We start from the raw sequence: 12,322 nt of genomic DNA, 5'->3' as shown, positions 1-12,322 counted from the left end.
GCGCCCGCCGCCCCCGATTCTGCCAGGTACGGCTCCGGGGGCGCGGGCGCGCGGGACGGGGCGGCCGGTTTACGAGGCCTGCGCCTGGCCGCCGCCCGCGTCGTGACCGCCCAGGTGGGTGGGGACGGGCGCGCGTTCCAGCTCGTGCCGCAGGTCCTCCAGCTCGCTGCCGCCCGCCATCTGCCGGGTCAGTTCGTCGAGCGTGATGGAGTCCTTGGTGTGGCTGCCGGCCATGACGCCGCGTTTGAGCAACACGAACCGGTCACCGACCAGATACGCGTGGTGCGGGTTGTGCGTGATCAGCACCACGCCCAGTCCGGCGTCGCGGGCGGCCGCCACGTACTTGAGGACCACACCCGACTGCTTGACGCCGAGCGCGGCGGTCGGCTCGTCGAGGACGAGGACCTTGGCGCCGAAGTACACCGCTCGGGCGATGGCGACGCACTGGCGCTCGCCGCCCGAGAGGGTGCCGATCGGCTGGTCGACGTCACGCAGGTCGATGCCCATGCGGAGGAGTTCCGAGCGGGTGGTCTCCCGCATGTGGTCGACGTCGAGGCGCCTGAACGGTCCGGCACCCTTCGTCGGCTCGGAGCCGAGGAAGAAGTTCCGCCACACCGGCATGAGCGGGACGACGGCCAGGTCCTGGTAGACGGTCGCGATGCCCCGGTCGAGTGCCTCGCGCGGGGAGGCCAGGGAGGTCTCCCCGCCCTCGATGCGGAAGGTGCCCGCGTCGTGGGCGTGCAGACCGGCCACGATCTTGATGAGGGTGGACTTGCCGGCTCCGTTGTCGCCGAGGACGCAGGTGATCTGCCCCGGGTGGACCTCCAGGGAGACTCCCTCCAGGGCCCGGATGTTGCCGTAGTACTTGCTGACGCCGTCGAGCTCGACGAGAGGGGTGCTCATGTGGTTGCCTCCGCGCGCTTGCGGACCCAGGCGTTGAGCAGGGTCGCGAGAAGGAGCATCGCCCCGAGGAAGAACTTGAACCAGTCCGGGTTCCACTCCGCGTAGACGATGCCCTTGCTGGTCATGCCGAAGATGAACGCGCCGACCGCGGAGCCGATGGCGGAGCCGTACCCGCCGGTGATCAGACAGCCGCCGATGACGGCCGCGATGATGTAGATCAGCTCGTTGCCGACGCCCTCTCCGGACTGGACGACGTCGAAGGAGAGCAGCAGGTGCTGTCCGGAGACCCAGGCGCAGAAGGCCACGCCCATGTAGAGACCGATCTTGGTCGTGCGGACCGGGACGCCGACCGCGCGGGCGGCGTCGGCGCCGCCGCCGACGGCGAAGATCCAGTTGCCGAAGCGGGTGCGCAGCAGGATCCAGGTGGCGAGGGCGACCAGGCCGAACCACCACAGGATGGTGACCTTGAGGTCGACGCCGCCGATCGAGAGCTGGGAGGCGAAGAGCGCCCTGGCGGACTCGAAGCCCTCCATGTCGGCGATCGACTTGGTGGACACCGTGCCGCTGATCAGCTTGGTGAGGCCGAGGTTCAGGCCGGTGAGCATCAGGAACGTACCGAGCGTGATGATGAAGCTCGGCAGTTTCGTGCGGGTCAGCATGACGCCGTTGAAGACGCCGATGGCCAGGGTGACCAGCAGGGACACCCCGACGCCGACCCAGACGTTCGCGGTCATCTGGTAGCTGAACATCGACGAGACGAGCGCGGACGTGGTCACCAGCACACCGGCCGACAGGTCGAACTCGCCGCCGATCATCAGCAGGGCCACCGGGACGGCCATGATGCCGATGGTGGAGGCGGCGTAGAGGACCGTGCCGAAGCTGGAGGCCCGCAGGAAGCTGTCGGCGACGATCGCGAAGAAGAGGAAGACGGCGACGGCGCCGACGACGGAGCCGAGTTCGGGGCGGCCGAGGAGCTTGCGCAGCGGTGAGGTGCGCAGCAGCCGCTCGTCGCCGGGGGTGTTGTCCTTGACGGGTGGTGCGGTCGCGGTCATCGGGTCCCCCGCTCGGCGAATTCCTCCAGCTTGGCGGCGTCCTTGCCGGTGATGATCTGCGGCCCGGTGAGGACGGGCCTGCCGCCGCCGAGGACGTCCGCGTTGTAGCGGTAGAGCCAGAGCAGGTCGACGGCCTCGTAGCCCTGGAGGTAGGGCTGCTGGTCGACGGCGAAGCCGAGGGTGCCGCTCCTGAGGGCGCCCGCGACCTTGGCGTTGAGGTCGAAGGTGTCGACCTCGGCCTGTGATCCGGCGGTCTTCCGGGCCTGGACGGCGGCGTCGGCGAACGGCGCGCCGAGGGTGACGACGGAGTCGATCGACCGGTCGGCCTGGAGCTTGGCCTCGATGGAGGCCTGGACATCGGGCATGTTGGTGCCGTCGACGTAGAGGTTCTGGAGGTCGCCGTCGAAGGTCTTCCGCACGCCGGCGCAGCGCTGCTCGTGGCCGACGTTGCCCTGCTCGTGCAGGACGCACAGGGCCTTCTTCCTGCCCCGCTCGTCGAGCTCGTCGCCGACGGCCTCGCCGGCGACGGTCTCGTCCTGGCCGATGTGGGTGAGGGCGCCGAAGGCCTTGGACTGGGCGGAGCCGGAGTTCACCGTGATCACCGGGATGCCGGCCTTGACGGCCTTGGTGACGACGGCCTTCATGGCGTCGGGCTTGGCGAGGCTGACGATGAGTCCGTCGACCTTCTTGTCGATCATGGAGTCGACGAGCTGGGCCTGCTGCTGGCCCTCGTCGCTGTGGGCGTAGAGGAAGTTGATGTTGTCCTTGACGGCGGCCTGCTCCGCGCCGTTCTGGACGATGTCCCAGAAGGTGTCGCCGTCTCCGGAGTGGGTGACCATGGCGAAGGTCCACCGGGGAGTGTTCACGGCGGCCCGGCCCTCGGCCGCGGCCGCCTTCCGGGCGTCCTCGGCGCGCTTTCCGCCGGTGCTGCTGCATCCCGCGAGGGAGACCCCGAGCACCGCCGCCAGCACCGCGCCGACCGCGCGTACTCCTGTCCGAACCCTTGCCACGACGCCGTGCCCTTCTTGCTGTACTCGCTGTACGACTGGCCAAGTATCGGTCATGGTGATGTGCCCGGTTTTCATCGGGTACCGCGGCCGGTGAGTTCCTCCAGCACGGGTACGTCCTTCTCGGTGACGAGCGCGGGGCCGGTGAGGACCGGCTTGCCGCCGCCGATGACGTTGAGGTTGTCCTTGCGGAGCCAGAGCGCGTCGACGGCGAGGTAGCCCTGGAGGTAGGGCTGCTGGTCGACGGCGAAGCCGATCTGCTTGGCCTTGAGCTGGGCGACGACGGCCTCGTTGAGGTCGAAGGTGTCGATCTCGGCGGCCGACCCTGCGCCCTCCCTGGCCTTGACGGAGGCGGCGGCGAACGGCGCCCCGAGGGTGACGACGGCGTCGATGTCCCGGGCGCTCTGCAGCTTGGCCTCGATCGAGGAGGTGGCGGCGGGCATGTTGGTGCCCTCGACGTTGAGGTTCTCGACGGTGCCCTTGAACGTCTTCTTCACCCCGGCGCAGCGCTCTTCGAGGGAGACGTTGCCCTGCTCGTGGATGACGCAGAGTGCCTTCTTCTTCCCGCGGGCGGTGAGCTCCTCGCCGACGGCCTCGCCGGCGACGGCCTCGTCCTGGCCGATGTGGGTGAGGGCGCCGAAGGCCTTGGAGTGCCGGCCGCCGGAGTTGATGGTGACGACCGGTATGCCGGCGGCGACCGCCTTGGCGACGGAGGCCTTGACCGCTTCGGGCTTGGCGAGGGTGACGATCAGGCCGTCGACGCGCTTGGCCACGTACGAGTCGATGAGCTGGGCCTGTTCCTTGCCTTCCTTGTTGGCGGCGTACAGGAACTCGACGTTGTCCTTGGCGGCCGCCACCTTGGCGCCGCTCTGGACGATGTCCCAGAAGGTGTCGCCCTCGCCCGAGTGGGTGACCATCGCGATGGTGATGCGTTCGGTGGTGGCGGGCTTCCCGCCGCCGGAGGTCTGCGCGGGCTTGTTCTCGGAGTCCTTGCCGCCGGAGCCGCTGCATCCGGCGGCGGTGAGGGCGAGTGCGGTCGCTGCGATCAGCGCCGCGGCGCTGCGGGTTCGGGTGCTGCGGGTTCTGTGCATCGTTGGGTCCGCCTTGTCTCCCCGGCCGCCGGAGTGCGGCTGGGTGAGTTTCTACGGTGGTGGCCCGAGCCCGTCAATACTTTGTCCGAACATTCTTACCCGGCTAGGGTCGAACGAGGAGCTGGAACTCGAAGGCGTACCGCGACGCGCGGTAGACGTGGGAGCCGAATTCCACCGGGCGGCCGGTGTCGTCGAAGGTGGTGCGCTCCATCGTCAGCAGCGGGGCGCCCTCCCGCTCGGTGAGCAGCTCCGCCTCCTCCGCGGTGGCGGCCCGCGCCCCGACCGACTGGCGGGCGCTGTGGAGGGTGATGCCCGCGGTGCGCATCATCCGGTAGAGGCCGGTCGTCTCCAGCGCCTCGGAGTCCAGGTCGAGCAGGTCGACCGGGAGGTGGTTGCGCAGCCGCGCCATGGGCTCGTCGTGCGCGGACCTGAGCCGCTCGACGAACCGGACGTCGCTGCCTTCGGGGACACCGAGGGCCGCCGCGACCCGGGCGGTGGCGGGCTCGATCCGGTTCGCCAGCACGGTGGTGGCGGGTCGCTGGCCGGCCGCCTCCAGGTCGTCGTAGAGGCTGCTGAGCTCCAGCGGCCGCTTGACCTGGCTGTGTACGACCTGGGTGCCGACTCCCCTGCGGCGCACCAGCAGACCCTTGTCGACGAGGGCCTGGATGGCCTGGCGGACCGTGGGCCGGGACAGACCGAGCCGGCCCGCCAGATCGATCTCGTTGCCGAGCAGGCTGCCGGGGGTGAGGGTGCCCCGCTCGATGGCCGCCTCCAACTGCTGCGAGAGCTGGAAGTAGAGCGGGACCGGGCTGGTGCGGTCCACACTCAGCGGCAGCTGCACGACGGGGCCGCTCGCCTCACGGGCCTCGCGCGACGCTCGGTTGTCTCGGGTCTGCTTGGGCACGGCCCGAGCGTATCGGCAGTAAATGATGACGGGAAGTCGTGAAGTCCGATTGTCAGGACAAATGCTTGACACGGTGGCTCGCCCCCGCCACCTTGGGGGCCATGCGCATCGGACTCATCGGAACGGGACGTATCGGGGCCTTCCACGCGGGCGTGCTCAGCCGCCACCGGGAGGTCGGAGCACTGGTGGTCGCGGACGTCGACGCCGCTCGGGCCGCCCAGGTCGCGGAGGTCACCGGCGCCACGGCCGCCCCCAGCGTCGACGAGGTCTTCACCTGGGGCGTGGACGCGGTGGTGATCGCCTCGGCGACCTCCGCCCACGCCGAACTCATCTCCCGCGCCGCCCGCGCGGGTCTGCCCACCTTCTGCGAGAAGCCCATCGCCCTGGACCTGCCCGGCACGCTCGCCGCGCTCCGCGAGGTCGAGACGGCGGGCACCCAGCTCCAGCTCGGCTTCATGCGGCGGTTCGACGCCGGCTACCGGACGGCCCGGGAGGCCGTGCGCGCCGGACGGCTCGGCCGGCTCCACACCGTGCGGGCGATCACCTCCGACCCGGCGCCACCGCCCGCCGCCTACCTCCCGCTCTCCGGCGGCCTCTACCGGGACTGCCTGGTCCACGACTTCGACATACTGCGCTGGGTCACCGGCCACGAGATCGTGGAGGTGTACGCGACCGGGTCCGACGCCGGGCCCGCGATGTTCCGCGAGGCCGGTGACGTCGACACGGCCGCCGCGCTGCTGACCCTGGACGACGGCACCCTCGCCACCGCGACGGCCACCCGCTGCAACGGTGCGGGCTACGACGTGCGGATGGAGCTCGCGGGCGAGCTCGACCAGGTCGCCGTGGGCCTGGACGACCGCACCCCGATCACGTCCACCGAGCCGCTGGGGCCTCCCCCCGCCGACAAGCCGTGGCCGGGCTTCCTGGAACGGTTCGCCCCGGCGTACGAGGCCGAGCTGGACGCGTTCGTCCGGCTCGTCCGCGGCGAGCTGGCGAACCCCTGCGACGGGTGGGAGGCCCTGGAGGCGCTGCGCGTGGCCGAGGCGTGCGAGCGCTCGCGCCGTGAGCGCCGCCCGGTGCGGATCGACGAGATCGCCGCGACGCTCTGACGCATCGGGCGCCTGCCCGTCACCACCTCACGGGAAGGTGCCGCACACCGCGGATCAGAAGGCCGGGCACCCACTCCAGGGGCCCGGCCGACGGGTCGAGCGCGAGGGACGGGAAACGTTCCAGCAGCGTACGGATCGCGATCCGGCCCTCCAGACGGGCCAGCGGGGCGCCCAGGCAGTGGTGGATGCCGTGGCCGAAGGCCAGATGCCCGCCGGTGTCGCGACGGATGTCGAAGCGGTCCGGGTCCGGGTACCTGGCCGGGTCGCGGTCACCCGCGCCGAGGCCGACGAGGACCACGGCTCCCGCCGGTATCACGGCGTCGCCGACCGGCACCGGTTCGCGGGCGAAGCGGAGGGTGGCGGTCTCGACCGGCCCGTCGTGGCGCAGCATCTCCTCCACGGCACCGTCCAGCAGGCCGGGATCGGCCCGGAGCGCGGCCAGTTGGGCGGGGTGCGAGAGGAGGGTCCGGATACCGTTCGAGATGAGGTTGACCGTCGTCTCGTGCCCGGCGATGAGCAGCAGATAGGCCATGGCGCGCAGTTCGGCCACCGAGAGCCGGTCGCCGTCCTCCGCGTGGGTGCGCAGCAGCGCGGAGAGCAGATCGTCGGCGGGCGGGGAGCACCGCTTGTCCTCGATGAGCTCGTCGAGGTACGCCGACAGCGCGTACACGGCGTCGCGTTCCGCCTCGGCCCCGCTCGGCGCGACGATGGCGGTGGACCAGGCGCGGAAGGAGTCGCGGTCGGCGGTGGGGACGCCCAGCAGTTCACAGATGACGGTGATGGGCAGCGGGAAGGCGAGGGCGTCCACCAGGTCCGCGCGCCCCGGACCCGCCTGCATGGCGTCGATCAGCTCGTCGGTGATCCGCTGGACGCGCGGGCGCAGCGCCTGCACGCGGCGCGTGGTGAACTCGCTGGCGATCAGCTTGCGCAGCCGGGTGTGGTCGGGCGGGTCGAGGACGAGCAGATTGGGGCCCACGACCTCCTCGTCGAGCATCGTGTGCCCCACGGTGGCGGGCGACTTGGACAACCGGGCGTCGGCGAGCGCGGCCCGCGCCTCGGCGTGGCCGACGATCAGCCACATCAGGCTCCCGCCGGGATCCCGCACCTCGTGGACCGGCCCGCTCTCACGGAGCTTCGCATAGTACCGATACGGGTTCGCGACGAAGTCGGCCCCGTACTCCCCCAGATCTACAACGGTCATCGGCCCACTCTACGGTGCCCCCCTCAGGCACCGTCGCCGGCGTCGGGCGGCCCTGCGTCATGCACCAACAGGGCGATCTGGACCCGGTTGTTGAGCCCCAGTTTGGCCAGGATGCGGGACACATGGGTCTTCACCGTGGGCAGGCTCATGTAGAGAGTGGAGGCGATCTCCGCGTTGGAGAGGCCACGGCCGACGGCGAGTGCCACCTCCCTTTCCCGTTCGGCGAGTTCGGCGAGCCGGGCCCCGGCCTCGGCCCTGCGGGTGTCCTCCTGGTGTGCGTGGCCGGGGTGTCCGGCGACATGGGTCATCAACTGGCGCGTGACGGCCGGGGAGAGCACCGGGTCACCGGCCGCGACCCGGCGTACGGACCGGACGATCTCGGCGGGCGGGGTGTCCTTGAGCACGAACCCGGCGGCGCCGGCCCGCAGGGCGCGCAGGACCTGTTCGTCGGCGTGGAAGGTGGTCAGGACGACGACTTCGGGGGCGTCCGGCCGGGAGCGCAGCAGTTCGGTCGCGGTGAGGCCGTCCACCCGCGGCATACGGATGTCCATGAGGACGACGTCGGGGGCGAGGCGGCCGACGAGGGCGGGGACGTCGGCCCCGTCGGCCGCCTCCCCGACGATCTCGATGTCGTCGGCGCCGCCGAGCATGAAGGTGAGTCCCGCACGGACGAGGGGATCGTCGTCGACGATGAGCAGCCGGATGGTCATGAGGGCCACGGTAGCCAGCTGTGCAGGGCGAATCCGCCGTCGGGTGCCGGTCCGTGGGTGAGGTGGCCACCGGCGAGGGCGGCGCGTTCGGTCAACCCGATCAGCCCCTGTCCCGAGCCCGGGACGGGCGGGACGTCGCCGTCGGGGGCGGGGTTGTGGACGTCGACGGTGAGCCCGTCGCCGGGCCGCCCCCGGACCGTGACGGTGACCTCGGTCCCGGGCGCGTGCTTCCGGGCGTTGGTGAGGCCTTCCTGGGCGATGCGGTAGACGGTGCGGCCGGTGGCCGCGGGCACGCCGGACGGGTCGCCGACGCCGTTGTCGAGGGCGACCTTCATGCCGGCCCGGCGGGACTCGGCGATCAGCGCGTCGAGCGTGGCCAGCGTGGGCTGCGGACGGTCGCCCTCCTCGGGGTCGCCGGGTGCGCGCAGCACGCCGATGATCTCGCGGAGGTCCTGGAGTGCCTCGTGGGCGCTGTCGCGGATCACCCCGGCGGCCCGGGCGATCTCGCCGGGGGGCGCGCCGGGCCGGAACTCCAGGGCGCCCGCGTGGACGCTGAGCAGCGTGAGCCGGTGGGCGAGGACGTCGTGCATTTCGCGGGCGATGGCCTCACGGGCGGCGCGCTGGGCCTGCTCGGCGCGGAGGCCGGCCTCGGACTCGGCGCGGGCGGCGCGCTCGCGCAGCGCGACGACCAGCTGCCGGCGGGCGCGCACGAGCATGCCCCAGCCGGTCATCAGCAGGACCAGGACGATCCCGAGGACGATCGAGACGATCCGCGGCAGCGAGGGGTCGGGCCGCACGACCACCTGGACGACGTTGCTCACGACGGCCGAGGCGCCGACGACGGCGAGGCGCGGGAAGGGGACGCGGACGGCGGCGCCGAACAACGCGACCAGTACGGCTCCCCCGGCGGCCGGCGCGACGGCGCCGAGTGCCGAGAGCGCGAGGGGGACGCCGACGGGCCACCGCCGGCGCAGCCACAGGGCGAGGCAGGCGGCGGCGCCGAGCATCTGGTCGGCGAGGACCACGAGGTCGGAATCGTTGTACTGGCGGCTGGCGTCGGCCGCGAGCAGGCCGAAGAAGGCGGCGGCGACGAAGCCGAGGGTGTCGACGACCCAGTCGCGCACGGTACGGCGCCGGCGCGACCGGCGGCCGCCGTCCGGCCCTTCGGGGGCGGACGGCTCGACCAGGTCCGACGGCAGCAGCCAGGGGTAGTCCGCGCGGGTCATGCCGATCAATCTACGCAGGTGGGCGGCGTGCGCCGGGCTTTCTGCCGCGATGCGCCACCAAAGTCGCGCGGTCATGGACTTTGGATGCGGTGGACCCATCCCGAGGGCCGACGCGGAGCCACGGCCGCGCGGCCGACGATCGAGCCATGAAGAAGATCCTCGAATACGTCGGCATGATCCTCCTGGTCCTGGGGGTGTGCGGGGTCCTGCGCGAGCTGACGGGCTGGTTCCGGTTCATGGGCCTGACGCGGTACATGACCGACTACTTCACGTTCCTGCACGGCCGGGAGCTGTTCGCCAACATCGTGGTCGCCGTGGTGGGGTTCGCCGTGCTGATGATCGCGGACCGGCTGCGGAAGGCGTAGGGCCCGCCCTACGGGGGCTCAGTGTCCGGCCCGGTCGGCGGCGCGGCGGCCCCATGCCGTGCCGAGCAGCACCAGCGCCCCGCCCGTCGCGCCCACGGGGCCCAGGTGTTCGCCGCCCAGTGCGATGCCGGCGGCGGCCGCCCACAGGGGTTCGGTGCCGAGCAGGAGGCTGACCCGGGAGGGAGAGGTGCGGCGCACCGCCCACATCTGCACGAAGAACGCGAAGAGCGTGCAGAAGACCGCGAGGAAGAGGAGTCCGGCCCACTCCCGGGGGCCGAAGCCGACGGCCACCGTCCAGGGCGCGGCGCCGGTCCCCGGGGCGGCGGCGAGCACGGCGAAGACGGCGACGGCGGTACCGAGCTGGACGGTGGTGAGCGACATCGAGTCGGCGTCCCGGACGGCCCGGAGCCGGGACATCGCCAGCACGTGCGCGGTCCGGGCCAGGGCCGCGAGGAGCATCAGCAGGTCACCGAGGGAGGGGGTGGTGAACCCTCCGCTCTGGGTGAGCAGCACCACGCCCGCGACGGAGATCCCGGCCGCGGCCAGGAAGGAACCGGTCGGCCGGGAGCCGCTCAGAGCGGCCTCGGCGAGCGGGGTGAAGATCATGGTGAGGCTGATGATGAGCCCGGCGTTGGTGGCCGAGGTGTGGACGACCCCGTAGGTCTCCAGCAGGAAGATCCCGCTGAGGACGAGTCCGAGGAGGCCCGCTCCGCGCCATTGGGCGGCGCTCAGCGCCCGGAGCCGCCGGTGTCCGGCGGCGACCAGTACGGGCAGCACGACCGAGAAGCGCAGGACGAGCACCGCGACGACGGTGTGCGTGGTGGTGATGCCCTTGGCCGCGAGGTAGCTGGCGCCCCAGACGGCGGCGACGAGAAGGACGGGCAGGTCGGTGGGCCAGGCCCGGCGGGAGGCCAGGGACGGCACGGGTGCGGCGAGCGACGACATGGCGGGCCGGGTCTCCAACCGTTCGGGGGGTGTGGAGGCTTCGGCGGCTCGCACGCGGGGTGATCACCGTACCCGCGGCGTGGCTACTGGTCGAGCTCGTATGTGCCGAACTCCGCCGGGCCGGTGGGCCGGTAGGTCTGGATGGTGACGCCGGTGGAGGTGGTGCGGTGCCCGGTCAGTTCGAACGCGGTCGGGGTGCCGCCGTCGGGGAAGAGGCGGCGTCCCTGGCCGAGGAAGACCGGGAAGACGAGGAGGTTGAGCTCGTCCACGAGGCCCTCGGCGATCAGGCTCTGGGCCAGCCGGGCGCTGCCGTGGACCTGGAGTTCCCGGCCGGACTGCCGCTTGAGGCGGTCGACCTCCTGGGCGAGATCTCCCTTGACGACGGTGGAGTTGTTCCAGTCCGCCGTCTCGAGGGTCCGGGAAACGACGTATTTGGGCAGGCTGTTCAGGCGGCTCGCGATGGGATCGTTCTCGTCGGTGACCTTGGGCCAGTAGGAGGCGAAGATCTCGTACGTCCGCCGGCCGAGCAGGAAGGCGTCCACCCGGTCGAACACCTCGGTCATGAACCGGCCGAAGTCCTCGTCCGCGAAGGGGACGCTCCAGCCGCCGTACTCGAAGCCGTCCGTGCGGTCCTCGTCGGGGCCGCCGGGGGCCTGCATCACGCCGTCCAGCGTCATGAAGGTGGTGAGGGTGAGCTTGGCCATGGCTGGTGCCTTTCGTTCTGTGCCGTCAGTTCCCCATCGTGCGTCACAGGGGCAGACCCCGCCTCCGGCCGGAACTCATCGGCCGGCGGGCAGCGGATTTCGCTGTCCGTTTCCCGCCGGTGCCACGACCGCGCCTCCGCTGTGATTGACCCGTCAACAACTTCTGACGGAGGTCACCATGAGCACCTTGAACGGCAGGACGGCCCTGGTCACCGGCGGCAGCCGCGGCATCGGCGCCGCGACCGCGCTGCGGCTGGCCGCGGACGGCGCGGATGTCGCCCTCACCTATGTGCGGGACAAGGACGCCGCCGAGGAGGTCGTACGGAGGATCGAGGCGACCGGCCGGCGCGGTGTCGCGCTGCGCGCCGACTCGGCCGACGCCACCGAGGCCGCCGGGGCGGTGGAGCGCGCCGCCGGCGCGCTGGGCGGCCGGCTGGACGTGCTGGTCAACAACGCCGGTGTCGGGGTGCTGGGCCCGTTGGAGAGCCTGGCGCTCACGGAGGTGGACCGGGTCATCGCGGTCAATGTGCGCGGGGTGTTCCTGGCCTCCAGGGCCGCGGCGGCGCGGATGACGGCGGGCGGGCGGATTGTCACGATCGGCACGTGCATGACGCAGCGTGTGCCCGGGCCCGGCGGCACGCTCTACGCGATGAGCAAGTCCGCGCTGACCGGTCTGACCAAGGCACTCGCGCGGGAGCTGGGTGGCCGCGGCATCACGGCGAACATCGTTCACCCCGGCCCCGTGGACACCGATCTGAACCCGGCGGACGGGCCCTACGCCGCGGGTCAGATCGCGATGACGGCGCTGGGGCGCTTCGGCGTCCCGGCCGAGGTGGCGTCGATGGTGGCGTACCTGGCGGGCGACGAGGCGGCGTACGTCACGGGGGCGGAGTTCGCGGTGGACGGCGGCCACGCCGCTTAGCGCCGCCCCCGCCCACGGGGGGGGAAGCACGCGAGGGCGCACCGGTGCTGTCGGGCCGGTGCGCCCTCGCGGAGGTCGGGCAGGTGTCGTGCTGCCCGGGTCGTTGGGGCCGGGGACGCCCTGGGACGTGTTTCGAAAGTGGCGTCGTCCGCCCGGAGGGGCGGGGCCCCGGCCAGACGGGAC

The 12,322-nt window shown here is 72.0% G+C and carries 13 protein-coding genes; 3 read left to right on the top strand and 10 right to left on the bottom strand.

The features are described 5' to 3' along the window. Positions 1 to 69: 69 nt before the first annotated feature. The 5 genes from ACY34K_RS23245 to ACY34K_RS23225 form a co-directional block, all read right to left on the bottom strand. Complete coding sequence (locus ACY34K_RS23245) at positions 70 to 903, bottom strand: ATP-binding cassette domain-containing protein (RefSeq protein ID WP_462750186.1); 834 nt, start codon at positions 901 to 903, stop codon at positions 70 to 72. After that, positions 900 to 1,955, bottom strand: a complete 1,056-nt coding sequence (locus ACY34K_RS23240) for an ABC transporter permease (protein ID WP_462750184.1) — start codon at positions 1,953 to 1,955, stop codon at positions 900 to 902. Before ACY34K_RS23240 ends, ACY34K_RS23245 begins: the two co-directional genes overlap by 4 nt. Next, positions 1,952 to 2,965, bottom strand: coding sequence for a sugar ABC transporter substrate-binding protein (locus ACY34K_RS23235; protein WP_462750182.1), 1,014 nt, complete (start codon positions 2,963 to 2,965; stop codon positions 1,952 to 1,954). The genes ACY34K_RS23240 and ACY34K_RS23235 overlap by 4 nt, the downstream gene beginning before the upstream one ends. 71 nt (positions 2,966 to 3,036) lie before the next feature. Then, positions 3,037 to 4,053, bottom strand: coding sequence for a substrate-binding domain-containing protein (locus ACY34K_RS23230; protein ID WP_462750180.1), 1,017 nt, complete (start codon positions 4,051 to 4,053; stop codon positions 3,037 to 3,039). Positions 4,054 to 4,156: 103 nt separating this feature from the next. Further along, the gene (locus ACY34K_RS23225) at positions 4,157 to 4,876 is read right to left on the bottom strand and encodes a GntR family transcriptional regulator (RefSeq protein WP_462750285.1); all 720 of its coding nucleotides are present in this window, start codon (positions 4,874 to 4,876) and stop codon (positions 4,157 to 4,159) included. A 182-nt stretch (positions 4,877 to 5,058) separates the two neighbouring features. Here ACY34K_RS23225 and ACY34K_RS23220 point away from each other — a divergent pair, with 182 nt between their 5' ends. Continuing rightward, positions 5,059 to 6,066: a Gfo/Idh/MocA family protein gene (locus tag ACY34K_RS23220; RefSeq protein WP_462750178.1), complete on the top strand. Its 1,008-nt coding sequence runs from the start codon at positions 5,059 to 5,061 to the stop codon at positions 6,064 to 6,066. 19 nt (positions 6,067 to 6,085) lie between these two features. Here ACY34K_RS23220 and ACY34K_RS23215 read toward each other — a convergent pair whose 3' ends face one another. From ACY34K_RS23215 to ACY34K_RS23205, 3 genes are read right to left on the bottom strand one after another with little or no spacing between them, the layout of a single operon-like run. Then, positions 6,086 to 7,267 (bottom strand): cytochrome P450 family protein, encoded by a 1,182-nt coding sequence (locus ACY34K_RS23215; RefSeq protein ID WP_462750176.1) that lies wholly within the window; start codon positions 7,265 to 7,267, stop codon positions 6,086 to 6,088. A 23-nt stretch (positions 7,268 to 7,290) separates the two neighbouring features. After that, positions 7,291 to 7,977, bottom strand: a complete 687-nt coding sequence (locus ACY34K_RS23210; protein ID WP_462750174.1) for a response regulator — start codon at positions 7,975 to 7,977, stop codon at positions 7,291 to 7,293. Then, entirely contained in the window at positions 7,974 to 9,203 is a 1,230-nt protein-coding gene (locus tag ACY34K_RS23205; RefSeq protein ID WP_462750283.1) for a sensor histidine kinase, read from the bottom strand. The genes ACY34K_RS23210 and ACY34K_RS23205 overlap by 4 nt, the downstream gene beginning before the upstream one ends. A gap of 146 nt (positions 9,204 to 9,349) precedes the next feature. On the opposite strand from ACY34K_RS23205, the gene ACY34K_RS23200 reads away from it, so the two are divergent. After that, the gene (locus ACY34K_RS23200; protein ID WP_462750172.1) at positions 9,350 to 9,568 is read left to right on the top strand and encodes a hypothetical protein; all 219 of its coding nucleotides are present in this window, start codon (positions 9,350 to 9,352) and stop codon (positions 9,566 to 9,568) included. Positions 9,569 to 9,586: 18 nt separating this feature from the next. On the opposite strand, the gene ACY34K_RS23195 is transcribed toward ACY34K_RS23200, so the two are convergent. Both ACY34K_RS23195 and ACY34K_RS23190 read right to left on the bottom strand, forming a co-directional pair. Then, positions 9,587 to 10,513, bottom strand: coding sequence for a DMT family transporter (locus ACY34K_RS23195; protein WP_462750281.1), 927 nt, complete (start codon positions 10,511 to 10,513; stop codon positions 9,587 to 9,589). Positions 10,514 to 10,596: 83 nt separating this feature from the next. Then, positions 10,597 to 11,217 (bottom strand): dihydrofolate reductase family protein, encoded by a 621-nt coding sequence (locus ACY34K_RS23190; RefSeq protein ID WP_462750170.1) that lies wholly within the window; start codon positions 11,215 to 11,217, stop codon positions 10,597 to 10,599. A gap of 178 nt (positions 11,218 to 11,395) precedes the next feature. On the opposite strand from ACY34K_RS23190, the gene ACY34K_RS23185 reads away from it, so the two are divergent. Next, a complete protein-coding gene (locus ACY34K_RS23185; protein WP_462750168.1) occupies positions 11,396 to 12,139 on the top strand; it encodes an SDR family oxidoreductase in 744 nt (247 codons plus the stop codon). Positions 12,140 to 12,322 lie beyond the last annotated feature (183 nt).

Source organism: Streptomyces sp. STAM6 (assembly GCF_054963715.1).
Note: the sequence above shows the minus strand (reverse complement) of the source record. Positions and strands in the feature narration are given on the sequence as shown.

Coding starts and splice junctions, on each gene's coding strand:
- ACY34K_RS23245 (WP_462750186.1), bottom strand. CDS start 903: ATGAGCACCCCTCTCGTCGAGCTCGACGGCGTCAGCAAGTACTACGGC.
- ACY34K_RS23240 (WP_462750184.1), bottom strand. CDS start 1,955: ATGACCGCGACCGCACCACCCGTCAAGGACAACACCCCCGGCGACGAG.
- ACY34K_RS23230 (WP_462750180.1), bottom strand. CDS start 4,053: ATGCACAGAACCCGCAGCACCCGAACCCGCAGCGCCGCGGCGCTGATC.
- ACY34K_RS23220 (WP_462750178.1), top strand. CDS start 5,059: ATGCGCATCGGACTCATCGGAACGGGACGTATCGGGGCCTTCCACGCG.
- ACY34K_RS23215 (WP_462750176.1), bottom strand. CDS start 7,267: ATGACCGTTGTAGATCTGGGGGAGTACGGGGCCGACTTCGTCGCGAAC.
- ACY34K_RS23210 (WP_462750174.1), bottom strand. CDS start 7,977: ATGACCATCCGGCTGCTCATCGTCGACGACGATCCCCTCGTCCGTGCG.
- ACY34K_RS23205 (WP_462750283.1), bottom strand. CDS start 9,203: ATGACCCGCGCGGACTACCCCTGGCTGCTGCCGTCGGACCTGGTCGAG.
- ACY34K_RS23200 (WP_462750172.1), top strand. CDS start 9,350: ATGAAGAAGATCCTCGAATACGTCGGCATGATCCTCCTGGTCCTGGGG.
- ACY34K_RS23195 (WP_462750281.1), bottom strand. CDS start 10,513: ATGTCGTCGCTCGCCGCACCCGTGCCGTCCCTGGCCTCCCGCCGGGCC.
- ACY34K_RS23190 (WP_462750170.1), bottom strand. CDS start 11,217: ATGGCCAAGCTCACCCTCACCACCTTCATGACGCTGGACGGCGTGATG.
- ACY34K_RS23185 (WP_462750168.1), top strand. CDS start 11,396: ATGAGCACCTTGAACGGCAGGACGGCCCTGGTCACCGGCGGCAGCCGC.